General features: G+C 71.3%; 19 protein-coding genes and 1 pseudogene. 10 read left to right on the top strand and 10 right to left on the bottom strand.

Annotated elements, in window-relative coordinates; all coding sequences use genetic code 11:
- Positions 1-7 precede the first annotated feature (7 nt).
- Positions 8-973 (top strand): protein translocase subunit SecF, encoded by a 966-nt coding sequence (gene secF, locus PSEJ35_RS0100470; RefSeq protein WP_028916062.1) that lies wholly within the window; start codon positions 8-10, stop codon positions 971-973.
- An 892-nt stretch (positions 974-1865) separates the two neighbouring features.
- Here the strand turns inward: secF and PSEJ35_RS0100465 are convergent.
- Positions 1866-2690: an inositol monophosphatase family protein gene (locus tag PSEJ35_RS0100465; protein WP_028916061.1), complete on the bottom strand. Its 825-nt coding sequence runs from the start codon at positions 2688-2690 to the stop codon at positions 1866-1868.
- Positions 2691-2783: 93 nt separating this feature from the next.
- On the opposite strand from PSEJ35_RS0100465, the gene PSEJ35_RS0100460 reads away from it, so the two are divergent.
- From PSEJ35_RS0100460 to PSEJ35_RS0100450, 3 genes are read left to right on the top strand one after another with little or no spacing between them, the layout of a single operon-like run.
- A complete protein-coding gene (locus tag PSEJ35_RS0100460) occupies positions 2784-3578 on the top strand; it encodes an RNA methyltransferase (RefSeq protein ID WP_051412383.1) in 795 nt (264 codons plus the stop codon).
- Positions 3579-3623: 45 nt separating this feature from the next.
- The gene (locus PSEJ35_RS0100455) at positions 3624-4547 is read left to right on the top strand and encodes a phosphate/phosphite/phosphonate ABC transporter substrate-binding protein (RefSeq protein WP_028916059.1); all 924 of its coding nucleotides are present in this window, start codon (positions 3624-3626) and stop codon (positions 4545-4547) included.
- 38 nt (positions 4548-4585) lie between these two features.
- The gene (locus PSEJ35_RS0100450) at positions 4586-6673 is read left to right on the top strand and encodes an EAL domain-containing protein (protein ID WP_051412382.1); all 2088 of its coding nucleotides are present in this window, start codon (positions 4586-4588) and stop codon (positions 6671-6673) included.
- Between the two features lie 21 nt (positions 6674-6694).
- Here PSEJ35_RS0100450 and PSEJ35_RS0100445 read toward each other — a convergent pair whose 3' ends face one another.
- Both PSEJ35_RS0100445 and PSEJ35_RS0100440 read right to left on the bottom strand, forming a co-directional pair.
- Positions 6695-7339, bottom strand: coding sequence for an exopolysaccharide biosynthesis protein (locus tag PSEJ35_RS0100445; RefSeq protein ID WP_051412381.1), 645 nt, complete (start codon positions 7337-7339; stop codon positions 6695-6697).
- Positions 7323-8639 carry a hemolysin family protein gene (locus PSEJ35_RS0100440; protein WP_028916056.1) on the bottom strand — a complete coding sequence of 439 codons (1317 nt, stop codon included), beginning with the start codon at positions 8637-8639 and terminating at the stop codon, positions 7323-7325. Before PSEJ35_RS0100440 ends, PSEJ35_RS0100445 begins: the two co-directional genes overlap by 17 nt.
- Before the next feature lie 252 nt (positions 8640-8891).
- Here PSEJ35_RS0100440 and PSEJ35_RS0100435 point away from each other — a divergent pair, with 252 nt between their 5' ends.
- Both PSEJ35_RS0100435 and PSEJ35_RS0100430 read left to right on the top strand, forming a co-directional pair.
- Positions 8892-9518 (top strand): DUF47 family protein, encoded by a 627-nt coding sequence (locus PSEJ35_RS0100435; protein WP_028916055.1) that lies wholly within the window; start codon positions 8892-8894, stop codon positions 9516-9518.
- A 12-nt stretch (positions 9519-9530) separates the two neighbouring features.
- Positions 9531-10649 carry an inorganic phosphate transporter gene (locus PSEJ35_RS0100430; RefSeq protein ID WP_028916054.1) on the top strand — a complete coding sequence of 373 codons (1119 nt, stop codon included), beginning with the start codon at positions 9531-9533 and terminating at the stop codon, positions 10647-10649.
- Between the two features lie 383 nt (positions 10650-11032).
- Here PSEJ35_RS0100430 and PSEJ35_RS0100425 read toward each other — a convergent pair whose 3' ends face one another.
- On the bottom strand, positions 11033-11443 hold the full coding sequence (locus PSEJ35_RS0100425) for a hypothetical protein (protein ID WP_028916053.1): 411 nt from the start codon (positions 11441-11443) through the stop codon (positions 11033-11035).
- Positions 11444-11482: 39 nt separating this feature from the next.
- Between PSEJ35_RS0100425 and PSEJ35_RS0100420 the strand changes: the two genes are divergently transcribed.
- Together PSEJ35_RS0100420 and PSEJ35_RS0100415 are read left to right on the top strand one after the other, a co-directional pair.
- The gene (locus tag PSEJ35_RS0100420) at positions 11483-11857 is read left to right on the top strand and encodes an MGMT family protein (RefSeq protein WP_051412380.1); all 375 of its coding nucleotides are present in this window, start codon (positions 11483-11485) and stop codon (positions 11855-11857) included.
- A gap of 116 nt (positions 11858-11973) precedes the next feature.
- A complete protein-coding gene (locus PSEJ35_RS0100415; protein WP_028916051.1) occupies positions 11974-12642 on the top strand; it encodes a rhomboid family intramembrane serine protease in 669 nt (222 codons plus the stop codon).
- A 61-nt stretch (positions 12643-12703) separates the two neighbouring features.
- On the opposite strand, the gene PSEJ35_RS0100410 is transcribed toward PSEJ35_RS0100415, so the two are convergent.
- Both PSEJ35_RS0100410 and PSEJ35_RS0100405 read right to left on the bottom strand, forming a co-directional pair.
- Complete coding sequence (locus PSEJ35_RS0100410; protein ID WP_028916050.1) at positions 12704-14704, bottom strand: M13 family metallopeptidase; 2001 nt, start codon at positions 14702-14704, stop codon at positions 12704-12706.
- Positions 14705-14844: 140 nt separating this feature from the next.
- Positions 14845-16911, bottom strand: a complete 2067-nt coding sequence (locus PSEJ35_RS0100405) for a M13-type metalloendopeptidase (protein ID WP_028916049.1) — start codon at positions 16909-16911, stop codon at positions 14845-14847.
- A 228-nt stretch (positions 16912-17139) separates the two neighbouring features.
- Between PSEJ35_RS0100405 and PSEJ35_RS0100400 the strand changes: the two genes are divergently transcribed.
- Positions 17140-18513: an MBL fold metallo-hydrolase gene (locus PSEJ35_RS0100400; RefSeq protein ID WP_028916048.1), complete on the top strand. Its 1374-nt coding sequence runs from the start codon at positions 17140-17142 to the stop codon at positions 18511-18513.
- Here the strand turns inward: PSEJ35_RS0100400 and PSEJ35_RS0100395 are convergent.
- Entirely contained in the window at positions 18452-19978 is a 1527-nt protein-coding gene (locus PSEJ35_RS0100395) for a CHASE2 domain-containing protein (RefSeq protein ID WP_028916047.1), read from the bottom strand. The genes PSEJ35_RS0100400 and PSEJ35_RS0100395 overlap by 62 nt on opposite strands.
- Positions 19979-20127: 149 nt before the next feature.
- On the opposite strand from PSEJ35_RS0100395, the gene PSEJ35_RS0100390 reads away from it, so the two are divergent.
- Positions 20128-21729, top strand: coding sequence for an NAD(P)/FAD-dependent oxidoreductase (locus PSEJ35_RS0100390; protein WP_028916046.1), 1602 nt, complete (start codon positions 20128-20130; stop codon positions 21727-21729).
- Positions 21730-21816: 87 nt separating this feature from the next.
- On the opposite strand, the gene PSEJ35_RS0100385 is transcribed toward PSEJ35_RS0100390, so the two are convergent.
- The 3 genes and pseudogenes from PSEJ35_RS0100385 to PSEJ35_RS0100375 form a co-directional block, all read right to left on the bottom strand.
- On the bottom strand, positions 21817-22617 hold the full coding sequence (locus PSEJ35_RS0100385) for a M1 family aminopeptidase (protein WP_232207549.1): 801 nt from the start codon (positions 22615-22617) through the stop codon (positions 21817-21819).
- 18 nt (positions 22618-22635) lie between these two features.
- Positions 22636-22743: pseudogene (locus PSEJ35_RS17370) on the bottom strand (ABC transporter ATP-binding protein); the annotation flags it as partial.
- A gap of 106 nt (positions 22744-22849) precedes the next feature.
- Positions 22850-23881: a serine hydrolase domain-containing protein gene (locus tag PSEJ35_RS0100375; protein ID WP_051412416.1), complete on the bottom strand. Its 1032-nt coding sequence runs from the start codon at positions 23879-23881 to the stop codon at positions 22850-22852.
- Positions 23882-23916: the final 35 nt, after the last annotated feature.

Genomic DNA, 23916 nt, shown 5'->3' with positions numbered 1-23916 from the left:
TACACGCATGAAGATCTTCCCGTTGACCCTCATCCCCCACGACACCCGCATCGACTTCATGAAGATGCGGTGGGTGGCGCTCATCGCCGCGGCCGTGCTGTTCGTCGCCGCGGTCGGCACCATCGTCACCAAGGGTTTCAACTACGCCCTGGACTTCACCGGCGGCACCGTGGTCGAGGTGCGCTTCGACCGCAGCGTGCCGGTGGACGCGGTGCGCGAACGCCTGGCGGCGGCCGGCTACGAAGGCGCGCAGGTGCAGAGCTTCGGCAGCGGCAGCGACGTGCTGGTCCGCCTGCAGCCCCGCGACGGGCAGACCACCACCGACGCCAACAACCGCACGGCGCAGGAAGTGCTGGAAGCGGTGTCGCTTCCGGACAACAAGGCGCACCTGCTGCGCACCGAGTTCGTCGGCCCGCAGGTCGGCGCCGAGCTGGCCCGCAACGGCGTGTACGCGGCGCTGTTCGTGGTCGTGGGCTTCCTGATCTACATCGGCGTGCGCTTCGAGTGGAAGTTCGCGGTGGTCGCCACGGTGACGACGCTGTTCGACGTGCTGATCACGGCGGCGTTCTTCTCCTGGACCGGCCGCGAGTTCGACCTGACCGTGCTGGCCGGCCTGCTGTCGGTGATGGGCTTCTCGATCAACGACACGATCGTGGTGTTCGACCGCGTCCGCGAGAACTTCCGCAGCCTGCGCGTGGAGCCGCTGGAGGTCATGAACCGCTCGATCAACCAGACGCTGTCGCGCACGATCATCACCTCGCTGGTGTTCTTCCTGTCGGTGCTGGCGCTGTACCTGTACGGCGGCGGTTCGCTGGAAGGCCTGGCGCTGAGCCAGATGATCGGTGCGGTGATCGGTACGCTGTCCTCGATCCTGATCGCCTGCCCGATGCTGACCTTCGGCCCGCTCAAGGTCACCAAGCAGGACCTGCTGCCCAAGGCCCGCGACGAGGCCGAGCTGGCCCGCCGGCCGTAAGCATCCCCGGGGCGCCGGCGTGCGCCCGATTGCCGGAAACCGGAACGCGCGTCGCCTCGTGGTGGCGCGCGTTTCCTTTTTCAGGGCTGGGAATGCTGCGGTGCCGGGGGCGCCCGGCGCGTCGGCACGCCAGGTGCTTGCCGCGCGGCGCCTCGATTCCTGGCATTCCATGGCTGGCTTACGGAGCCGCGCAGCGCGGGGCATGGTGCATCGCGCGGTTCCGCGTCCGCGCCTGGAATGCACCAGGGCACTGGCGCCGTGTAACGCGTCGCCACGCGCAAGCTTTCCAACCGCATCACCAGCGAGACGCTTCTGACTCCCCCCGCGCTACCGCGTCTTCAGGCGCGTTCCGGTCGTGGCTTCGTTCGATGTTTCCCTCTTCCGGCGGGAGGGCCTATCGGCCGCGTCGCTCTTGTAGAGCGGGGCTTGCCCCGCTGCTTTTCGCCGGCGTTGGGACTTCAGGCGTGGGAGTCGGGCAAGCCCGACTCTACGGGGGCTGCAGGCCCTCTCCCGCCCCGTCCCGTCGGGAGACGGGGGTGGGCTTTACGTGCGGTCGATAGAAGCCCCGGTCTGGACGTGTCGAAGGACGTCGTCCCAAGGGGGTCTGGCGCAAGCAGGCCATGGATGGCCTGCGCTCGCGCGTTGGAGCCACGGATGGCGGAACCGCGCGATGCGCCACACCCCCTTGGGGCGGCGGCCCCATCCGGAGCCCGTCCACTCGACGCCGTTGCCGTTGCGGCCGCCGTCGCCGCTGCCGCTGCCGCCGCCGCCGCCGCGTTTGCTGACGCCTCCAGGTCCTGGCCTCCCGCCGGCACCGACAACCAGCCGCCCAAAATGGAAAGAGCCGCCCAGGGGCGGCTCTTCGCTCATGCCACGTCGGCAGGGCAGGGCGTCAGTTGAACGCCGCCGCGTACCCCGTGTTGACCACCAGCTTCTGCAGCTCCTCGGCGACCTTCACGTTGGCCGCGATGATCTGGCGCGCTTCCGGGCCGCGCTCGTCCATACGCGGAGTGGCGGCGCCACGGAAATCGCAGACCTTGCCGCCGGCCTCGCGCACCAGCAGCACGCCGGCGGCGATGTCCCAGGCCTTCACCCCGGCCTCGAAGTAGGCGTCCAGGCGGCCGCAGGCGACGTACGCCAGGTCCAGCGCGGCCGAGCCGGTGCGGCGCACGTCCTCGGCCTGGACCAGCAGCGAGTCCACGCACTTGAGCTGGGCGCTGGCGCGGGCGCGCTCGCGCGGCGGGAAGCCGGTGGCGACCACCGTGCCGGCCAGGTCCTTGCGGTCGGCCACGCGGATCTTCTTGTCGTTGAGCACCGCGCCGGCGCCGCGGCTGGCGGTGAACAGCTCGTTGCGCAGCGGGTCGAAGATCACCGCGTCGATCGGCTCGCCGTTGTCGACCAGGGCGATGGAGACGCAGTAGTGCGGGAAGCCACGCAGGTAGTTGCTGGTGCCGTCGAGCGGGTCGATCACCCACTGGAAGCGGCCGTTGCGGCCGGCGGTGTGGCCGCTTTCCTCGCCCAGCACGCCGTAGTCCGGGTAGGCCCGGCGCAGTTCCTTGACGATGACCTTCTCCGCGTCGGCGTCCACCTCGCTGGCGTAGTCCATGCGCTGCTTCTGGACCACGTTCAGGGCGTCCAGGCGGTTGATGTTGCGCAGCAGGACGTTGCCGCCGAGGCGGGCGGCCTTGACCATGACGTTGACGGCGGGGGTTTGCATGGCGAAGGCTCCCGTAAGGGCTGGATCTGGGCGGACGAAGGAAAAGAACATTCCGGCGCTCGACGCCGGGCCGCGCAGTTTAACATCTGCAGCATGTCCGATCCCCTGAACGAAACCCCCGCGCCGGCAGACCCGGGCCTGGCGGCCCGCGTCCGCATCATCCTCGTCGGCACCCAGCACCCCGGCAACATCGGCGCGGCGGCCCGCGCGCTGAAGACCATGGGACTGTCGCAGCTGGTCCTGGTCGCGCCTGAGAAGCCGCTGGACGACGACGCCTACCGGCGCTCGGCCGGCGCCGAGGACGTGCTCGACGCCGCCCCGATCCACGCGACCCTCGCCGAGGCGGTGGCCGACTGCCGGCTGGTGCTGGGCTGCACCGCGCGCAGCCGCCGCGTCCAGCTGGAGCAGCTGGAACCGGACCAGGCCGCGCAGCGCCTCCTGGCCGCCGCGCCGGAAGGCCCGGTGGCGCTGGTCTTCGGCCGCGAGCGCACCGGCCTGACCAACGAGGAGCTGCAGCTGTGCCACGCCTCCGTGCACATCCCCTCCGACCCGGCCTTCAGCTCGCTCAACCTGGCCGCGGCGGTGCAGGTGCTGGCCTACGAGGTGCGCCTGGCCATGCTGGCGGCCGCCCCGGCCGCCCCGGCCGCGCCGCGCCCGGACGAGCTGCCGGCCACCCACGAGCAGGTCGAGGGCTTCTTCGCCCAGCTGGCCGAGACCCTGGAGGAGATCGACTTCCACAAGGGCCGGGCCCCGGATTCGGCGATGCGCAAGCTGCGGCGGCTGTTCCTGCGCAGCGAACTGACGGTCAACGAGGTGCGGCTGCTGCGGGGCATCCTGGCCGACGCCCAGCGCATGGCCCGCATCGCCACGGGGCGTCTGTCGCCCTGAGCGGTTTCCGGCTAGGCTTTGGGCACCGAGAAGGGGGAGTCTGCGTTGTCCACAGTGCGTAGATGGATCCAGGCGGCCTGGGTGGCCGCCCTCCTGGCCATCGTCTTGCCGGCGCATGCCGCCGAGGACGCGCACGTGCTGGTGCTCGGCCGCATCAGTGACGACCCCAACGAACACTACGACCAGCTCAAGCCGCTGCTCGACTACGTGGTCCCGCGCATGCGCGACGTCGGGATCACCGAGGGCCGGATCCTGATGGCGCGCGACGCGCAGCAGATGGCCAGCTACCTGCGCCGCAACCGCGTCGACTGGGTCACCGAGACCGCCAGCACCGCCGTCCAGCTGCAGCAGCGCGCCGCGGCGCGGCCGATCCTGCTGACCGAGCGCAACGGCGTCAGCCATTACCACTCCGTGTTCTTCGTCCGCAAGGACAGCCCGATCCGCAGCCTGCGCGACCTGCCGGGGCACACCGTCGCCCTGCAGAGCATTGCCTCGACCAGCGCCTACATGGTGCCGATGACCGAGCTGCTGGAGGCGGGCCTGTCGCCGGAGATCCTGCTGGCGCCCTCGGACATGCCGGCGCCGGACCGGGTCGGCTACGTGTTCGCGCGCTCGGAGCTCAACATCGCCTCCTGGGTGCACAAGCGCCTGCTCGACGCCGGCACGCTGAGCAACCTGGACTGGAACGACCCGTCGCGGCTGCCGGACGCCTTCCGCGGCGACTTCCGCGTCATCCACGAAACCCACCCGTACCCGCGCGCGCTGGAGCTGGTGCGCAGCAGCCTGGACCCGAAGGTCGAGCAGCGGCTGCGCGAGGTCCTGCTGCAGGCGGCCGACGACCCGGAGGCGCGCCAGGCGATGCGGCTGTTCTTCAACACCTCGCGCTTCCTGCCGCTGGACCCGGCGTCCGAGCGCGCGCTGGACGTGTTGCGCGCCGGGGTGCAGCGCGTGCGCTCGGAGGTCGAGTGAGACTGCGTTTCGGCCTCCAGGCCCGCTCGCTGGCGGCGATGGCGATGATGCTCGGCGTCGTGCTGCTGGTGCTGGTGGTGCTGATGGAGCGCCAGCAGCGGATGCGGGACGAGACCGAGACGATCGGCCGCGAGGGCGTGCGCAGCCTGATCGACACCTACCTGCGCGACCACGCCCGTTCGCTGGCCGTGCAGCTGGCCGAGAACCTGGCCAACCCGATGTACTACCGGGACCTGGACGCGATCGGCACGGTGCTGCGCGATAACGCGCGCGACGAACTGGTCAAGTGGATCCGCGTCTACGACCTGGAAGGGCGGCTGGTCCACGACGGCTCGGTGGAGATCGCCGGCTTCGGCCAGCCGATGACCGACCCGCTGGCGGCCGAGGCGGTCGCCAACACCGGCGTGAGCGTGCAGGCCGCGCCGGGACTGCTGGCCGGCTCGGCGCCGGTCATGGTCGGCAGCGAGCGGATCGGCGGGGTGCGCGTGGCCCTGGACCTGGACTTCGCCGACGGCTACGTGCAGCGCAACTTCGCCGAACTGCGCGAGCGCATGGACGCCCTCGCCGGGCGCCACCTGCGCTGGCTTGCGCTGCCGATGGCCCTGCTGGGCCTGGTCTGCTTCCTGGTCGCCTGGTACGTGCAGCGCACCCTGGTCAGGCCGATCCGCAGCCTCGCCGACGCGGCGCGGCGGATCGAGGCCGGCGACTACAGCGTCGAGCGCGTGGACAGCCGGCGCACCGACGAGGTCGGCGACCTGATCCGCGCCTTCGGCCGGATGAGCGAGAGCGTGGCCCGCCACGACCGCGAGGTGCGGCGCATGGCCTACACCGACGCGCTGACCGGCCTGACCAATCGCCTGGCCTTCCGCGAGAGCCTGGACCACCGGCTGATGCTGCTGCGCGGCTCCGGCCGCCAGCTGGCCCTGCTGTTCGCCGACATCGACGACTTCAAGCGGGTCAACGACACCCTCGGCCACGAGGCCGGCGACGAGGCGCTGCTGCAGTTCGCCAACCGCATCCGCGAGGCGGTGGACAAGTACGGCGGCGACGACGCGCTGCTGGCCCGCTTCGGCGGCGACGAGTTCGTGATCCTGATCCAGGAAGGCGACGTGCGCGCCGCCGCCACGCGCCTGGCCGAGGTGCTGGTGGCCGAGCTGCGCCGGCCGCTGGACATCCAGGACCGCCAGGTGTTCCTCGGCACCTCGATCGGCATCACCCTGTTCCCCGAGGACGCCTCCAGCGCCAGCGCGCTGATGAAGAACGGCGACATCGCCATGTACCAGGCCAAGGTCGCCGGCAAGAACGGCTTCCGCTTCTACAGCCGGGCGATGGACCACGCGGTCGAGCGCCGCGTGCACATGGAACAGGAGCTGCGCGGCGCCTGGGAGCGCGGCGAACTGAGCGTGGTCTACCAGCCGGTGTGCCGGACCAGCGACGGCCGCGTGGTCGGCGCCGAGGCGCTGCTGCGCTGGCAACACCCGATGCTGGGCATGATCGCCCCGTCGGTGTTCATCGACGTGGCCGAGCAGAGCGGGCTGATCGAGGGCATCGGCCCGCGCGTGCTGCGCGCGGCCTGCACCGAAGCGATGCGCTGGGCCAGCATGGGCGAGGGCAACGAGCGCCTGTTCGTGTCGGTCAACGTGTCGCCGCGCCAGCTGCGCAAGGGCGACCTGCCGGACATCGTCGCCGAGTGCCTGCGCGAGACCGGGCTGCCGGCCTCGTGCCTGCACCTGGAGCTGACCGAGACGGCGGTGATCAGCGACGAGCTGCAGGCCGCGGCGATGCTGGCGCGCCTGCACAGCACCGGGGTGAAGGTGTGGCTGGACGACTTCGGCACCGGCTTCTCCGGGCTCAGCCACCTGCGCCGCGTGCCGGTGGACGGGGTCAAGATCGACCGCAGCTTCGTCGCCGACCTGCAGCGCGATCCGGACGACCTGGCCCTGACCACCGCGATCATCGCCATGGCCCATTCGCTGGGTATCACCGTGGTGGCCGAGGGCGTGGAGAAGGAAGCGCAGTACAACCTGCTGGCCGAGCGCGGCTGCGACCTGGTCCAGGGCTACTGGCTCAGCCACCCGGTCAGCGCCACCGAGTTCGCCCACCTGCTGGCGCGGCGCGGCCGCTGACGCGGAGCGTCGCGGCGCGGCTCAGTCCCGCGCCAGCCAGCCGTGGACCAGGGTGGCCAGTTCCTCCGACAGCAGGCCCATCGCCACCAGGCCGCCGCCGGCCACCACCCACAGCGCCAGCAGCAGGGCACCGTCGCGTTCCAGCAGCGCCAGCGCGAACAGCAGCAGGGTGCCGGCGAACACGTAGTTGGTCATCGGCAGGGGCAGCGCCAGCAGCGCGCCCAGGCCGACCAGCAGCACGCCGGTGAAAGCATTGGCCAGGCGGCTTTCGGCCAGCAGCTTCAGGCGCGGGCGCACCAGGTGCTCGAGCCGCGCCATCCACGGCGCGATCCGGTTGCAGAAGCGGACCATGGTGCTGCGCTTCGGCCCGCGCCGGCCGATGAAGCCGGGCAGCCACGGCTCGCGCAGCCCGACCAGCAGCTGCAGCCCGATCAGCACCACCAGCGGGCCGCTGATCACCCCGGCGAAGCCCGGGATCGGGATGAAACCCGGCAGGATCGAGACGAACAGGAACATGCCGAAGGCCGAACGGCCCAGGCCCTGCAGCAGGCCGTGCAGGGCCAGCACCTGTTCCGCGTCGCCGGCGGAGAACGACTGCAGCAGGCGGGCGATGCCGTTGCCGGCCGCCGCCCCCGGATCGCCTGGCCGGTCAGTCCGCCGCCGCATCGTCGCCGTCCTGCGGAAGGCGGCGCAGCAGCAGCTTGTCGACGCGCGCGCCGTCCAGGTCGACCACCTCGATGCGCCAGCCGGCCCAGTCGAAATGCTCGCCGACGTTGGGGATCCGGCCGAAGTGCGCGATGCACATGCCGGCCAGGGTGTGGTAGTCGCCTTCGTCGGCGTCGGGCAGGGCGGCGCCGTCCATCAGCTCGCGCAGGTCCTCGGTCGGCAGGGTGCCGTCGACCAGCAGGGAGCCGTCGTCGCGGTGCATGACCAGCGCGTCCTCGTCGTTGTTCTCCACCGACTGCAGGCGGCCGACGATGGCGCCCATCAGGTCGGAGACGGTGACCAGTCCCTGGATCTCGCCGTACTCGTCCACCACCAGCGCCATCGACTGCTGCTCCTCGCGGAAGATCTCCAGCAGCTTCATCGCGTGGGTGGACTCGGACACGAACAGGGCCGGGCGCAGGTCGTGGTACAGGCGCTCGGCCAGGTCGCCGCCGATGGTGTGGATCAGCGACTTGACCTCGAGGATGCCGGCCACGTCCTGGTCGCTGCCGCGGTAGACCGGGTAGCGGGAGAACTGCTGCTCCCGCATCACCTTCAGGCTCTCTTCGACCGGGGCGCTGGCGTCGAGCCAGGCGATGCGGTTGCGCGGCGTCATCAGGCTGTCGGCGGTGCGGTCGCCCAGCCGGATCACGCGGTTGACCATGTCGCGCTCGTGGACGTCGATCACGCCCTGCTCGTGGCTCTCGGCCACCAGCATGCGGATCTCCTCCTCGCTGATGGCGCTGGCCTGGTCCTTGCCCAGGCCGAGCATGCGCAGGACCAGGCGGGTGCTGTGCGACAGCAGCCAGACGAAGGGGAAGGCGATCGTGGCCAGCCAGCCCATTGGCACGGCGACGACGCCGGCGATCTTCTCCGGCGCGGTGATCGCCAGGCGCTTGGGCACCAGCTCGCCGAAGATCAGCGTCAGGTAGGTGATCAGGCCCACCGCCAGGAACTTGCCGAGCGTCGCGGCGGCGTCTCCCAGCGAGGGGAACACGCGGGCCAGCCAGCCGCCGATGGTCAGGCCGATGGCCTCGCCGCCGAACAGGCCGGTGAGGATGCCGATCAGGGTGATCCCGATCTGCACCGTGGACAGGAAGTTCTCCGGCCGCTCGGCCAGGGCCAGGGCCCGGGCCGCGCGCCTGCTCGCCTGGGCCAGCTGCTTCAGCCGGCTCTTGCGCGAGGTCATCACCGACATCTCCGACATCGCGAAGAAGCCGTTGAGCAGGATCAGGGCAAGGACGATCAGCAGCTCAGCCATGGGGCGTGGCCCCGCAGGCTGGCGACAGGATCAGGAGGCCGCGGCGGCGCTGGGCGCGGGCGCGGCAGGTCGGGGAATGTGGGTCTTCGTCCATAGGTCGTGCCGGCGGCACGGGCGCATCTTAGCAAAGCCGCCCCGTGCAGGCCGCGTCACGGGCCGCGCGGGGGCAGGGGCAGGGTTACGGGGCCATGTGCGGCCTGTCATAATTCCGCCCGCATTTGCCGCCCCTCCCGAGGCGGCGGGACCCCGCCCATGTTTTCCCTGCAGACCATTTTCGGCTCCGGCAAGCAGTTCTTCGTCCTGCTGGACGAGGCCGCCGAGGCCGCGCACGACAGCGCCAAGGCCCTCTACCAGATGATGAAGGCCTCCGACCGCCAGCCGGCGCTGGACGCCTTCAAGCTGGCCCGCCAGCGCGAGCGCACCGCCTCGGAGAAGATCAGCAAGGAACTGGTCGAGAGCTTCATGACCCCGCTGGAGCGCGAGGACATCGAGGCCCTGGGCTCGGCCCTGTACAAGATCCCCAAGCAGATCGAGAAGTTCGCCGACCGCTATTCGCTGGCGACCCAGCACCTGGCCCACATCGACTTCGCGCCGCGCGCGGCGATGCTGGAGCAGGCCGCCGGCGTGGTGGTGGAGATGGTGCGCGAGCTGCGCAGCATGAACCTGGACCGGATGACCGCGCTCAACGAGAAGCTGCGCGCGATCGAGAACGAGGCCGACCGGCTGATGCTCGAGCTGTACCGCGACATCTACTCAGGCCGCCTGGACCACCTGCAGATGTTCCTGCTCAAGGAATTCTTCGAGATCCTGGAGAAGGCCATCGACCGCTGCCGCGAGGCCGGCGTCGTCGCCTACCAGATCGTGCTCAAGAACAGCTGACGGGCCGCCACCATGCTGACCCTCGTGCTGGTCGTGATCCTGGCTGCGCTCGTCTTCGAGTTCATCAACGGCTTCCACGACACCGCCAACTCCATCGCCACCGTGGTGGCCACCAAGGTGCTGTCGCCGGGCCACGCGGTGATGCTGGCCGCGGTGATGAACCTGATCGGCGCGCTTGCAGGCACCGCGGTGGCCAAGACCATCGCCTCGGGCCTGGTGGACGTGAGCGTGGTCGAAGTCACCTCGCAGGTGATCCTGTGCGCGCTGCTGGGCGGCATCGCCTGGAACCTGATCACCTGGTGGTTCGGCCTGCCGTCCTCGTCCTCGCATGCGCTGATCGGCGGCCTGTGCGGCGCGGCCCTGGCCGCCGCCCACAACGACTGGAGCGCGCTGATCTGGTCGCAGGACGTGGGCGACTGGACCAAGAACCAGGGCCTGCTGTGGAAGGTGTTCCTGCCCATGATCACTTCGCCGCTGACCGGCTTCCTGCTGGGCGTGCTGGTGATGATGGGCCTGTGGGGGATCATCGCCGCGATGGTCCGCGCCGGCGGCATCCTGCGCCGGCTGGCGCGGCCGCGCTGGGTCAACGCCTTCTTCGGCAAGGCGCAGATCCTCTCGGCCGCGTACATGGGCTTCGCCCACGGCCACAACGACGCGCAGAAGACCATGGGCATCATCGCCCTGACCCTGTTCGCGGCCGAATCGGCCGGCACCCTGGACGCGCTGCCGGGCTGGCTGGCGTTCCTGCACCCCGGCGGCGGCGAGCAGGACATCGCCAACTGGATCGTGGTCACCTGCGCCATCGTGATGGCGCTGGGCACGGCCTCGGGCGGCTGGCGCATCATCAAGACGCTGGGCCACAAGATGGTCAAGCTGCATCCGATCCACGGCTTCGCCGCCGAGACCAGTTCGGCGACGGTGCTGACCCTGGCCGCACACTTCGGCATGCCGGTGTCGACCACCCACAGCATCTCCACCGCGATCATGGGCGTGGGCTTCGCCAAGAATCCCCGCGCCCTGAAGTTCGGCGTCATCGAGCGGATCCTCTGGGCCTGGATCCTGACCATCCCGGCCGCGGCCGGCATGGCCTGGCTGATCTTCAAGGGCCTGGCCTCGCTGGGCTGGGCCTGATTCCGGCCGGGGCCCCGGGCTCCAGATGGGGCCTGATGCCTCGACGGACCCCGGGTCCGCGAGGGATCCCCGCGCCTGCGACGGTTCCTGCTGCTGCGACGGATCCTGCTGCTGCGACGGATCCCTGCTGCTGCGACGGATCCTGTAGAGCGGGGCTTGCCCCGCTGCTACCCCTCGGCGAAGCGACCACCGTGCAAAAGCAGCGGGGCAAGCCCCGCTCTACAGGGGCCGCCGGCCAGTCCGGTAGAGTCGGGCTGGCCCGACTCCCCCGCCCGCGATCCGACGCACGCGGCAGGGAGCAGCGGGGCAAGCCCCGCTCTACGGGGGCGGATGGCCGTCGGGGGCGACGTCGGGAACGGGGCAGGGCAGCGGCGGGAGACGCTTCAGAGCAGGTCGCCCTCGGCCGAGAGGGCGCGTTCCATGCTGTCGCCCAGGCCGCCGATCTCCAGCACCAGGCGTTCGACCTCGGCAGGGGTGAGGCCATCGTAGGGACGGTTCTCGCACAGCTGCAGGTAGGGCACGCCGTCCAGCTCGCCGATCGCCAGGTAGCCGACGCTGCTCTGCCAGTTGAACACCAGTGCGCGGCGCGCATCGATCCCGGTGGTGGGCGCGATCACCGTGCTCACCCGCAGCAGCGGGCGGCCGTCGTCGCCGTCCAGTTCGGAGACGAAGATCGACTGGTGGCGGCTGCCGCCCTCCAGCGACAGCTCGACGCAGGCCACGTAGGGTTCCTGCATGGTCAGGCGGAAACCGGCGCTGAGCAGGTGGCTGCGGATCTGTTCGAAATTGCGCATGGCACTCCCTCGCGATCCCCCGGGGTATGCTAGCCGCTGATGGCCGCCGCGTCTCGCAACCCGAAGGACGATCCCGTCGAGCGCATCCTCGCCGCGGTGCGCGCGATCCCGCCGGGGCAGGTGGCCGGCTACGGCGAAGTGGCCCGCCGCGCGGGCCTGCCCGGGCGCGCGCGCCTGGCCGCGCGCGTGCTGTCCGGCAACACCGATCCGCAGCTTCCCTGGCATCGCGTGCTGCGCGCGGACGGACGCATCGCCTTCCCCGAGGGTTCGAGCGGCTGGCGCGAGCAGTGCCAGCGCCTGCGCGCCGAAGGCGTGCGGGTGGAAGGTGGCCGGGTCAGGCGCAGCCCCGAAACCGAGGACATCGACGCGGCGCTGTGGGCGCCGCCGCCGTCGCGTCGCACGCGCAGCCGCTGAGGGCGCGCGCCAGACGGGCGCAGCGATCGCCATCCGCTCCGGCTGCGGGCGCGGATGCAGGCGCCTACGGCGCGGGCCGTTATCATGCCAGCCTGTCCCATCCGGAACCGCGACGCATGTTCTCGCGCCTGCCCCCCGTTACCCAGGCCCTGCTCATCGCCAACTGCGCGGTGTTCCTGCTGCAGTGGCTGCTCGGCACCGGCACCTTCGAAGCCTTCATGCTGTGGCCGCCGGCCGGGTTCGATCCGTTCTCGCCCGGCCAGAACTTCCAGCCCTGGCAGCTGCTGACCTACGGTTTCCTGCACGGGAACCTGAGCCACCTGCTGTTCAACATGCTCGCGGTGTTCATGTTCGGCGCGCCGCTGGAACTGACCTGGGGCCCGCGCCGGTTCCTGGCCTATTTCCTGGTCTGCGTCGCCGGCGCCGGCCTGTGCCAGCTGGCGGTGGGCTGGTGGTCGGTGAGCAGCGGCGGCCCGGCCTATCCCACGGTCGGCGCGTCCGGCGGCGTATTCGGCCTGCTGCTGGCCTACGGCATGCTGTTCCCGAACCAGCGGCTGATGCTGCTGTTCCCGCCGATCCCGATGCGCGCGCGCACCTTCGTGATCCTGTACGGCGTGGCCGAGCTGGTGCTGGGCTTCACCGGATGGCAGCCGGGCGTGGCCCACTTCGCGCACCTGGGCGGCATGCTGTTCGGCTGGCTGGTGATCCGCTACTGGCGCGGGCAGCCGCCGTTCGGCGGCCGGCGCCCGCCGCGCGGGCCGTCGCACCTGCGCCGGGTGAAATAGCGCAGGCAAAGAAAAAGGCGCGGGAATCCGCGCCTTTTTCGTGCTGCTCCGGAACGCGCCCTCAGCGCCAGATCCGCACCTGTTCCGCATCCGCGCGCTGCATCGGCTGGCCGGCCTTGCAGCCGAAGGCGGCGCCGAACGCCGGCAGGTTGGACAGCGGCACGTCGCTGCGCAGCGGGCCGGGCGCGTGGATGTCGCTGGCCATGCGCTCGGTGGCGACGTTCTCCGCGACCTGCTGCGCCCACAGCCCCGACCAGGCGCCGAAGAAGGCCTGGCGGTCGGCCTCGCTGGCCGTCGGCTGGGCCTTGGCGTAGGCCTCCCACGCCAGCTCGATGCCGGCCTGGTCGGCCAGCGCCACGTCGCGCACCAGCGCGCCGTTGACCCGGCCGTTCCTGACGCCTGGATAGGCCTGCGCTGCGTACTGCGCGGCGACGCGGGCGCCCAGCGCCGTCCAGGCGTTGGTGTCGGCCGGGGTCCACCAGTTGCCCAGTTCGCCGGAAGCGTTGACCTGGGCGCCCCGGGCGTCGATCGCGCGGTTGACCTGGGTGCCGACCAGGGCACCGTAGGCGCCGTAGGTGGCGGCCGGGCGGTCGACGTCGAACACCGGCGGCTGCAGCACCGCGGCGGTGACGATCAGGCGGTTCTGGGCGATGTCGTAGGCCAGCGCCGGCTGCTGCGGCAGCACGTCCCAGCGGCGGTCGGCGTTGCCCTTGCCGATCCGCTTCATTTCCTCGCGGTGGCGCCAGGTCGAGGCGATCAGCATGTTGCCGCCGAAGCTGCCACGGCCCATCGGCTGCACGGTGTAGTCGAGGTTGCGGCGCGGGGTACCGACCTCGATGTTGATCGCCTTGAGCTTCTTCGCCGCCTCGGCCTTGGCCGCGTCGCTGAGCCAGGTGTTGCGCTCGACCGCGGCCAGTAGGGCGTCGCGGACCTCGTCGGCGATCGCGCCGGCGCGGCGGCGTTCCTCGGAGGTGAGGTAGCGGTTGGCGTATTCGTGGCCGAGCATCGGGCCGGCGGCGGTGTTGATCGCGTCGAGCACCTGGCGCCAGCGCGGCGCCTGCGCCGCCTGGCCGGACAGCACCTGGCCGCGGAAGGCGAAGCTGGCGTCGCGGAAGCTGCGCGACAGGTACGGCGCCATCGCGTCGCCCACGCGCCAGCGCAGGTAGGCGCGCCACTGCTCGGGCCTGATCCGGTTGACCATCGCGTCCAGTTCGGCGAACAGGGCCGGGTCGGACAGCGAGACCAGGTCGTCCTTCACGCCCTGCGCCTCGAGGAACTTGCCCAGCTGCAGGTTCGGGTAACGCTTCGTTACGTCCGCCACCGCCACGGGGGCGTAGTTGCGGAACGGGTTGTTGAGGTCGACCAGCGACTGCGCCTTGCGCGCGATCGCCGTCTCCACCGCGAGCACCGCGTCGGCCTCGGCGTCCAGGCGCTCCCTGGCGGTGCCGGTGAGCGAGAGGATCTGGCGGACGTAGTCGCGGTAGCGCTGCATCACCGCCTGGGTGTCGGCGTCGGTGCGGGTGTAGAAGGCCGGGTCGGGCAGGCCCATGCCGCCCTGCATGAAGTAGCCGATGTGGCGGTCCAGCGCCTTCAGGTCCACGTCCGGGGCGAAGTTGAACGCCACCGGGATGCCGACCTGGTGCAACGCGGCGAACGCCGCCGGCACGTCCTTGGCCTTCTTGATCGCGTTGATGCGGGTCAGCAGCGGCGCGATCGGCTTCGAACCGTCGGCCTCGACCGCGGCCTCGTCCAGACCGCTGGCCCAGAAGTCGCCGAGGCGGGACTGGACTTCGTTCTGCGGCGAACGCATCGCCGCATCGAGCAGCTCGCGCTGCTGCTGCAACGCCAGCTCGGACAGCTGGGCCAGGGCGCTGGTCGCACCGGCCTCGCCCGGCTGCGGGTTGGCGGCCAGCCAGGCGGCGTTGGCCTGCGGGTAGAACGCGCTGCACCGCGCACTGACGGCCGGTGCCTTGGTCTTCTTGCGCTGGGCTTCGGCGTCGCCGGCGGCCAGGGTGAGCAGGCCGAGGCCAAGGGCGAGGGCGAGCGGACGGGGGAAATGCATCATCGGGGCTGCAGCCTCGGGGTCCAGGGGGGCGGCAGTGTAGCAAGGCGAATCGCGCTGGCTCCGTAACGGATACCCCGGAAAAAGCAGGAGGCCCGGACTTGCCGGGCCTCCTGTGTACTGCACCTCGTCGGACCTGCTTACCAGATCACGACCTGGTTGTCGCCCTGGCGGACCATGGGCTTGCCCGGCTCGCACTTGAACGCAGCGGCGAAGGCCGGCAGGTTCGACGGCGCACCGATGGCGCGGAACTGCGCCAGCGCATGCTCGTCGGTGGCGATGCGCTTCGTCTGCTCCTCGGGGGTGAAGTTGCGGCGCCACACGGTGGCCCAGTTGAGGAAGAAGCGCTGGTCGCGGGTCAGGCCGTCGGTCATCGGGTCCGGGGTGTCGCCCACGGCGGCCTTCATCGCGTCATAGGCCGTGGCCAGGCCGCCCAGGTCGGCGATGTTCTCGCCCAGGGTGTGGCGCCCGTTGAGCTTCTGGCCGTCGGCGGTGGTGTAGCCGTCGAACTGCGCGACCAGCTTGCCGGTGCGCGCGGCGAAGCCCTCGGCGTCGGCCGGGGTCCACCAGTTCTCGAACTTGCCGGTGGCACCGAAGCGGCTGCCCTGGTCGTCGTAGCCGTGGGTCATCTCGTGGCCGATCACCGCGCCGATGCCGCCGTAGTTGACCTCGTCGGGGGCGTTCGGGTCGAAGAACGGCGGCTGCAGGATGGCGGCCGGGAACACGATCTCGTTCTGCAGCGGGTTGTAGTAGGCGTTGACCGTCTGCGGGCTCATGCCCCACTCGGTCTTGTCCACCGGCTTGCCGATCTTGGACAGGTTCCAGCGGTAGTTGAACTCCTGCGCGGCCAGCACGTTGCCGATGTAGCTGTCGCGGCTGGTCTGCAGGCCGTCCCACTCGCGCCACTTGTCCGGGTAGCCGATCTTGGTGGTGAACGCGGCCTGCTTCACCAGGGCCTTGGCCTTGGTCTCCTCGCTCATCCACTCCAGGTTCTCGATGCGGGCCTTCAGCGCGGTGCCGAGGGTGGCGACCAGCGCCTCCATCTTGGCCTTGGATTCGGCCGGGAAGGCGACCTGGACGTACATCTGGCCCAGCGCCTCGCCGGCCTGGCTGTTGACCGTGGCCAGCACGCGCTTCCAGCGCGGCTTCATTTCCTTCTGGCCGCTGAGGGTCTTGTTGTAGAAGTTGAAGCTCTCCTGGGCGAAATCGTCGCTCAGGTACGGCGCGGCGCCGTCGACAGTGTGGAAGCGCAGGTACGCCTTCCAGGTCGCCACGTCGGTGTCGCCGAGGGCCTTGCTCACTTCCTGGTGGAACGCCGGGATGGCCAGCGAGAACATCTCCGGCGCGGCCACGCCCTGCGACTCGAAGAACTTCGACCACGGGAAGTTCGGGGTCAGCTTGTCGGCGTCGGCCAGCGACAGCGGGTTGTAGTACAGCGACACGTCGCGCGACAGATCCTCGCGGGACTTCGAGGCCTTGGCCAGTCGGGTCTCGAAGGCCATCACCTCGGCGGCCTGCTTCTTGGCCTCGTCGGCGGCGATGCCCGACAGCTCCAGCACCCTGGCGATGTGGGCGACGTAGGCCTCGCGGATGCCGGCCTTGTCGGCGTCGGTGTAGTACTTGCTGTCCGGCAGGCCCAGGCCGCCCTGCATCGCGTAGGCGATGTTCATGTCCGGGTTCTGGAAGTCGGCTTCGGCGCCGAAGTCGAACACCAAGCCCTGGCCCTTGGCGGCGCTGGTGCGCAGGTATTCGGCCACGGCCGCGCCGTCGGCCAGCGCGTCGATCGCGGCCAGGTGGCCGGCCAGCGGCTCGATGCCCTGGGCGTTGATCTTCGCCTCATCCATGCCGGTGGCCCACAGGTCGCCGACGATCTTCTTCACGCCGGTGGCGTTGGCATCGGCGCCGGCCTGCTCGGCCAGCTGGCGCTGCACGGCGTTGGAACGCTCGTCGAGCATCTCGAACGCGCCCCAGCTGGTGCGGTCGCCCGGGACCGGGTTGGCGGCCAGCCAGGTGCCGTTGGCGTAGGCGGCGAAGTCGGTGCAGGCGTCCTTGGTGGTGTCCAGGTCGGCCACGCTGAAGCGGTTCACGCCGGGCAGGCTGGCTTCGTCCAGGGTGTATTCCGGCGCGGCGGCGGTCTCGGCGGTGGCGGCCTCTTCCTTCTTCGAGCAGGCGGCCAGTGCCACGGCGATCGCCAGCGGCAGCAGCAGGGTCTGGGACTTGCGGATGTTCACGTTGCGGTTTCTCCGGCCCGGCGCGCGGGCATGGTGGGACGACCCCGGAGGGACGGGGTAGTGGGCCGACTTTACGCCCGGCGACCTGAGCGGAGGACTGCCGGAGGTCATGGCGGGGCGCCATGCGGGGCAAGGCCGGGAGGTCCGGTCGCGGGCGCCGGGGCGCGGTTGGCGCTAGGCTTGCCGCAAAGGCGGGAGGGCCGGATGCAGGTCGAATTCCACGGCGCGGCGGGCGAGGTCACCGGTTCCATGCACCTGGTCGAGGCGGCCGGGCGGCGGATCCTGCTGGACTGCGGGATGCTGCAGGGGCGGCGCGAGCTGGAGGCGCACAACTTCGACCCGTTCCCGTTCGACCCGGCCGGGCTGGATGCGCTGGTCCTCAGCCACGCCCACATCGACCACATCGGCCGGGTCCCGCTGCTGGTCGCCCGCGGCTTCCGCGGCCCGGTGTACATGCAGCGCGCCGGCGCCGACCTGCTGCCGGTGATGCTGGCCGATGCCGCCTCGCTGGCCGAGTCCGACGCCGAGCGTGCCAACCGCCACCGCGACCCGGAAGAGCCGCTGCAGCCGCCGCTGTTCACCCGCGAGGACGTGGCCGATGTGCTGCCGCTGCTGCGGCCGCTGGACTATGGCGTGCGCACCACGGTGGCGCCGGGCGTGGACATCTGCCTGCGCGACGCCGGCCACATCCTCGGCTCGAGCATCGTCGAGCTGTGGGGCGACGGCCGCAAGCTGGTGTTCTCCGGCGACCTCGGCCCGCGTGGCACGCCGATCCTGCGCGACCCCGAAGCGGTGGCCGAGGCCGACCTGGTGCTGATGGAATCGACCTATGGCGACCGCAACCACCGCGAACGCCAGGCCACCGTCGCCGAACTGGGCGAGGTGTTCGAGCATGCCTGGCGCGAGCGCGGCAACGTGCTGATCCCGGCCTTCGCCGTCGGCCGCAGCCAGGAACTGCTGTACTGGTTCGCGCGCCACTGGAAGGAGTGGGGGCTGGAGCGCTGGCGGATCTTCCTCGACAGCCCGATGGCCGGGAAGGTGGTGGCGATCTACGAGCGCCACCAGGAGCTGTTCGACGAGCAGTCCCGGGAAGTGTGGTCGCGCAAGCCTTCGCCGTTCCGCCTGCCCAACCTGCACTTCACCGCCAGCACGCAGGAGTCGATGGCGATCAACCAGGTCGGCAACGGCGCCATCGTCATCGCCGGCTCCGGCATGGCCAACGGCGGCCGCATCCTGCACCACCTGCGCCACCGCCTCGGCCGCCGCGAAACCCACGTGGTGTTCGTCGGCTTCCAGGCCGAGGGCACGCTGGGCCGGCGCCTGGTCGAGCGCGCGCCGTGGGTGCGCATCCACGGCCGGGACTATCGCGTGCAGGCGCAGATCCACACCGTCGGCGGCCTGTCGGCGCACACCGACCAGGGCGGCCTGATCGAGTGGTACGGGCACTTCAGCGGTCGCCCGCGGCTGGCGCTGGTCCACGGCGAGGACCGCGCCCGCGAGGCCCTCGCCGGGGAGCTCAGCGAGCGCGGCGCCGGGCAGGTGATCCTGGCGCGGCCGGGGATGCGCCTGGCGGTGTGAGCGGCTGCTGCGCCGGCTGCACCGGCTGCGCGCGCAGGGCCAGCCGCCACAGGCAGTCGCAGGCGCCGCTGCCGCAGGCGTGGACGCTGCCCAGCAGCGGCAGCGGCAGCGCCTGCGTGTCGGCCTCGTCGCGGATGGCGTCGAGGATGCGCTCGGCCGCCGCGGCCGAAGTGCCCGGCAGCAGCAGCGCGAAGCGGCCGTCGCCCAGGTAGGCGGCGACGTCGCCGGGCCGCCGCGCGCGGGCGCGCAGCAGGCCGGCCAGCCGGGTCGCCAGCGCCTCGGCGTCGCCGCCGGCCGGCACCCGCGCTTCGACCAGCAGCAAGGCGTGCGGCATGCCGCTGGTCCGGCTCGCCTGCAGCGCGGCGTGCAGCGAGCGCCGGGTGGCCAGTCCGGGCATGCGCCGGCGCGTGTTCCACTGCCGCCGCGCCTGGACCGCGGCCCAGGCCAGCAGGGCGAGGCCGAGCACGACCAGCGTGCCGCCCGGCGCGAACCAGTACTGGCGCTCGAACAACCAGCCGCAGGCGGCCAGGCTGACCGCCATGCCCACCAGCACCGCGGCCGGCAGGCGCCAGCCGGGCTCGCGCCTTCCCAGGCCGACGAACACCGTGCCGGCGGCCACGAGCATCGCCAGCAGCGCCTGCACCAGGGCGGGCGCCTCGCGCGGCGCGGCGCCCTGCAGCAGCATCGCCACCGTCCGGGCCTGGTGTTCGACCGGATACAGCGCCCCGCTGCCGTGCGGTCCCGGCACGCGTGCCTGCCGGGCAGGATCGGTGAGGCCCAGCAGGACCCACTTGCCGCGCAGGCGATCCGCGCCGATGCGCTCGTCCAGCACGTCGACGGCGCGCCAGGTCGGTGGACCTGGACGTGGATACGGGACCAGCCAGCGTTCGCCGGTTTCCCAGCGGCCGGCATCCGTGCTGGTGCCAGGCTGGACCAGGGCCAGCGGCAGCGAAGCCCAGCGGATGCCATCCATGGTCAGCATGTGCGGCAGGTGCCGGCGGATGCGGCCGTCGCGGTCGCGCTGCAGTTCGAGGTGGCCCAGGCGTGCGCCGTCGGCGAAGTCGACCGGCGGCAGCAGCGCCTCCGGCGGCTCCTCGCCGCGCGCGCGCAGCGGCACGCCGACCACCACCCGGCTGTCGAGCAGGGCGCGCGCCAGCTGCGCATCGCCGGCGGCCTCGCCGTCGGCGCCGGCGGCCAGCGGAAGATCCACCGCGAGGCCGCGGACGCCGGCCAGGCGCAGGCGGTCGATCAGGGCGGCGAGGCGCGCGTTCGGCCACGACGCCGAATCGTCGATGCCGAGCACGACCACGGCCGGCGCGCGCGTGGATGGTGGCTGCAATGCATGGTGGATCAGGTCGTCCAGCGGTGAAGCCAGGGCGAGCCAGCCGATCAGCGCGGCCGCCGTGCCGGCGACCAGGGCGGGGACGACGCGTCGGACGAGCGGACCGGCGACCAGCGGACTCATGGCCGGCCGCCGCGCACGCAAACGGCGAGGACGGCGGGCAGCCGGTCCCGCGCGTGGGTGGAGCCAATGCACTGCGTCGCGGCCATGCGTGTCCCCCGTCGCTGGCCCCCCTGCGCGGGCAGTATAGGCGCAGTGGTATACCTGTACAGATGACGAAGTCACACAAACGGATCGATGTACTGATCGTCGGCGGCGGCCACAACGGCCTGGTCTGCGCGGCCTACCTGGCCCGGGCCGGCCTGTCGGTGACCGTGCTCGAGCGCCGCGGCGTGGTGGGCGGGGCGGCGGTCACCGAGGAGTTCCATCCGGGGTTCCGCAACTCGGTGGCGTCGTACACGGTGTCGCTGCTGCAGCCGAAGGTGATCGAGGACCTCGACCTGCACGGCCACGGGCTGCGCGTGGTGCTGCGCAAGCACAACAATTTCCTGCCGCTGCCCGACGGCGGCTACCTGCTCACCGGCGCCGGCCGCACCGCGGAGGAGGTGGCGAAGTTCTCGCGGCGCGACGCGGAAATGCTGCCGGCCTACGAGACGCGCCTGGACGCCATCGCCGACGTGCTGCGCGCGCTGGCCCTGCAGCCGCCGCCGAACGTCACCGACGGCGGCTGGTGGAAGGCGATGCCGGAACTGCTGCGCACCGCGCGGCTCGGGCGCCAGCTGCATGCGCTGGACGAGGCCCTGCGCCAGGAACTGCTCGACCTGTTCACGATCTCCGCGGCCGAATACCTGGACCGCTGGTTCGAGAGCGGGCCGATCAAGGCCCTGTTCGGGTTCGACGGCATCGTCGGCAACTTCGCCAGCCCGTATGCGCCGGGCACCGCCTACGTGCTGCTGCACCACGTGTTCGGCCAAGCCAACGGGGTCAAGGGCGCCTGGGGCCATGCGATCGGCGGCATGGGCGCGATCACCCAGGCGATGGCACGCGCCGCGGGCGCGGCCGGCGTGGAGATCCGTACCGGCGCCGGGGTGGAGCGGATCCTGGTCGAAGGCGGACGCGCCACCGGCGTGGTCACCGCGCAGGGGGAGACGCTGCGGGCGCGGGTGGTGGTCGCCAACGTGAACCCGAAACTGCTCTACCAGCGGCTGCTGCCGGCCGACGCGGTGCCGCCGGCCACGGCCGAACGCATGCGCAACTGGCGCTGCGGTTCCGGCACCTTCCGCATGAACGTGGCGCTGTCGAGGCTGCCGGACTTCAGCGCGCTGCCGGGGCCGGGCGACCACCTGACCGCCGGCATCATCCTGGCGCCGTCGCTGGACTACATGGACCGCGCCTGGCGCGATGCGCGCGAGCACGGCTGGTCGTGCGAGCCGATCGTGGAGATGCTGGTGCCCTCGACCCTGGACGATTCGCTGGCACCGCCGGGCATGCACGTGGCCAGCCTGTTCTGCCAGCACGTGGCGCCGGAGCTGCCGGGCGGGCGCAGCTGGGACGAGCACCGCGAGGAGGTGGCCGACCTGATGGTCGCCACCGTCGACCGTTTCGCGCCCGGCTTCGCCGCATCGGTGCTCGGGCGGCAGGTGCTGTCGCCGCTGGACCTGGAGCGCGAGTTCGGCCTGGTCGGCGGCGACATCTTCCACGGTGCGCTGAGCCTCAACCAGCTGTTCTCGGCGCGGCCGATGCTGGGCCAGGCCGGTTACCGCGGCGCGATCCCGGGGCTGTACCTGTGCGGCTCGGGCACCCATCCCGGCGGCGGCGTCACCGGCGCGCCGGGGCATAACGCGGCGCAGGTGGTGATCGGGGACCTGCGCTGAGGCCGGCGGCGGTGATCGCCGCGTGGTGGCCAGCGAAGGCCAGCCTGAAGTCCGGCGGCCCTGCCGGGGCAGGGCCGCGGGCCGGCATTACTGCAGCACCGTCACCTTCTTGCGGTTGTCGCCGGAGTCGCGGTCGATGAGCTTGTTGTACGGGTCGATGCCGGCCTCGTAGGGCAGTTCGTCGACCACCAGCTCCAGGGTGGTCTCGGCCTGGTTGATACGGTGCTTCGAGAGGTAGAGCACCTTCTCGTCCGCTTCCTTGCCGCCCGGCGGCCGCGCGAACACGCCGATGTCGACCAGCACGTCGACCGGTTCCTCCGTCTCCTTGCCCTTGCCGTCGGTGGAGACCTTCTCGGCGTGGACCTTGAGGGTGACCGCGTACCTGCCGTCGTCGCGCTTGCGCACTTCGGCCGTGGTGACGCGGTGGTTCCAGAACACGATGCGCTCGAACAGGTCGCGGATGAACGGATGGTGCTGCGCGTCGGTGCGCGCGTACAGCAGGTCGAGGAAGTCGCGGGTGGTGGGGTAGGGCGGGCCCTTGAACGCCCACTGCTGGAGGAATTCGGCCAGGACCGCGTTGAGCTTCTCCTCGCCGATGGCGTCGCGCAGGGCGTAGAACACCACCGAACCCTTGCGGTAGTGGATGGCCTGCTGGTTCTCGTTTAGCGCCAGCGGCAGTTCCTGCACGCGTTCGGCGGCCCGGCTGGACAGGTAGCTGTCCAGCTCGTACTTGAGGAAGCGGCGCATCTGCCGCGGCCCGTACTCCTGTTCCATCACCATCAGCACCGAACACTGCGCCAGCGACTCGGACAGCATTGTCGCGCCCTGCACGTTGGCGCCGACCCCCTGGTGCGCCCACCACTGGTGCGCGGCCTCGTGCGCGGTCACGTAGAACACCTAGTCGATGTTGGGGCCGAGCAGGCCGAACATGCCGCGCGGGATGTCGAGGGTGACGTCCTTCAGCGCCTGCACGCCATTGGCGTAGGTCTTGGACAGCGAGCGGATCTCGAGCATTCGGCACATCCTCCAGTGACGTCGCCGGCCGATCCTGGGACCTGCAGCGCCGTCCCGCCATCGGCCGGAGGGCGGGAGCGGTGTAGGAATATTCCCCGCACGCCGCTCAGGGCGTCGCGGCCGGAGCGTATATCCGGGCGATCTCCAGGGCCAGTGGATACGGTTCCGGGCCGTTGCGGTTGGTAAGCACGACCACGGTCAGGCGCTGCCGCGGCCAGCGCACGATCACGTTGCGGAAGCCGATGCTCTCGCCGCTGTGCCAGACGCGCTCGCCCTGCAGGCGCCAGCCGAGGCCGTAGTGGGCCACGTCGTCCTCGCCGGTGGGCGTGGTGGTGGCGGGCGCGAACATCAGGCGCAGGGATTCCGGGCGCAGCAGGCGGTCGTCGTAGAGGGCCGCGTCCCAGCGCGCCAGGTCGTCGATCGAGGAATAGATGCCGCCGTCGCCAAGCACGGCGCTGGTCGGGCTCTGGTCGGTGCGGACCCAGCGGCCGTCGACCAGGCTGTGGCCGTACGCGCGGTCCGCCACCGTGTCCACGCCGTCCTGGTGGGCGACGCTGCCGGCCATGCCCAGCGGTTCGAAGATGCGCTGGCGCAGGAAGCTGGCGAAGTCGCTGCCGGAGGCCTCGCCGACCACCAGCGCCAGCAGCGCGTAGCCGCTGTTGCTGTAGCGGTAGGCGCTGCCCGGCGGGAAGTAGGTGCGGTCCTGGCCTTCGAGGATGCGCAGCACGTCGATGTCGTGGACCTGGCCCTGCAGCCCTTCGGGCAGGTGGTCCTCGTAGTCGACCAGGCCGGAGGTGTGGCTCAGCAGGTGGCGCAGGGTCACCGCGTCGGCCGCCGGTGGCAGCGAGGGCAGCCAGCGCTTCACCGGATCGTCGAGCGTCAGCCTGCCGTCCTCGGCCAGCAGCAGGATCGAGGCGGCGGTGAACTGCTTGGTGACCGAGGCCAGGCGGAAGTTCGTCCGCGGGCCGACGGGCGTCGCTTCGTCGAGGGCGGCCAGGCCGTAGCCGCGGCGCAGCACCGGCTCGCCATCGCGCAGCACCAGTACCGCCGCGCCGGGAACGTCGCCGGCGTAGTCGCGCATGAGCGCGTCGACCGCGCCCGGGTCGACGGACGGCGGCTGGACCGATGCGGCGGACATCGCCGCCAGGGCGAGCAGTGGCAACAGGCCGGTCA

The organism is Pseudoxanthomonas sp. J35 (genome assembly GCF_000513995.1).
Lineage (GTDB): Bacteria > Pseudomonadota > Gammaproteobacteria > Xanthomonadales > Xanthomonadaceae > Pseudoxanthomonas.
The sequence above is the reverse complement of the archived record's forward strand: the minus strand, read 5'-3'. Positions and strand labels throughout refer to the sequence as shown.

Excerpts from the sequence above, each read along its gene's own strand:
- secF (WP_028916062.1), top strand. The coding sequence starts at position 8 with ATGAAGATCTTCCCGTTGACCCTCATCCCCCACGACACCCGCATCGAC.
- PSEJ35_RS0100465 (WP_028916061.1), bottom strand. The coding sequence starts at position 2,690 with ATGCAAACCCCCGCCGTCAACGTCATGGTCAAGGCCGCCCGCCTCGGC.
- PSEJ35_RS0100460 (WP_051412383.1), top strand. The coding sequence starts at position 2,784 with ATGTCCGATCCCCTGAACGAAACCCCCGCGCCGGCAGACCCGGGCCTG.
- PSEJ35_RS0100450 (WP_051412382.1), top strand. The coding sequence starts at position 4,586 with ATGGCGATGATGCTCGGCGTCGTGCTGCTGGTGCTGGTGGTGCTGATG.
- PSEJ35_RS0100445 (WP_051412381.1), bottom strand. The coding sequence starts at position 7,339 with ATGCGGCGGCGGACTGACCGGCCAGGCGATCCGGGGGCGGCGGCCGGC.
- PSEJ35_RS0100440 (WP_028916056.1), bottom strand. The coding sequence starts at position 8,639 with ATGGCTGAGCTGCTGATCGTCCTTGCCCTGATCCTGCTCAACGGCTTC.
- PSEJ35_RS0100435 (WP_028916055.1), top strand. The coding sequence starts at position 8,892 with ATGTTTTCCCTGCAGACCATTTTCGGCTCCGGCAAGCAGTTCTTCGTC.
- PSEJ35_RS0100430 (WP_028916054.1), top strand. The coding sequence starts at position 9,531 with ATGCTGACCCTCGTGCTGGTCGTGATCCTGGCTGCGCTCGTCTTCGAG.
- PSEJ35_RS0100425 (WP_028916053.1), bottom strand. The coding sequence starts at position 11,443 with ATGCGCAATTTCGAACAGATCCGCAGCCACCTGCTCAGCGCCGGTTTC.
- PSEJ35_RS0100420 (WP_051412380.1), top strand. The coding sequence starts at position 11,483 with ATGGCCGCCGCGTCTCGCAACCCGAAGGACGATCCCGTCGAGCGCATC.
- PSEJ35_RS0100415 (WP_028916051.1), top strand. The coding sequence starts at position 11,974 with ATGTTCTCGCGCCTGCCCCCCGTTACCCAGGCCCTGCTCATCGCCAAC.
- PSEJ35_RS0100410 (WP_028916050.1), bottom strand. The coding sequence starts at position 14,704 with ATGCATTTCCCCCGTCCGCTCGCCCTCGCCCTTGGCCTCGGCCTGCTC.
- PSEJ35_RS0100400 (WP_028916048.1), top strand. The coding sequence starts at position 17,140 with ATGCAGGTCGAATTCCACGGCGCGGCGGGCGAGGTCACCGGTTCCATG.
- PSEJ35_RS0100395 (WP_028916047.1), bottom strand. The coding sequence starts at position 19,978 with ATGAGTCCGCTGGTCGCCGGTCCGCTCGTCCGACGCGTCGTCCCCGCC.
- PSEJ35_RS0100390 (WP_028916046.1), top strand. The coding sequence starts at position 20,128 with ATGACGAAGTCACACAAACGGATCGATGTACTGATCGTCGGCGGCGGC.
- PSEJ35_RS0100375 (WP_051412416.1), bottom strand. The coding sequence starts at position 23,881 with ATGTCCGCCGCATCGGTCCAGCCGCCGTCCGTCGACCCGGGCGCGGTC.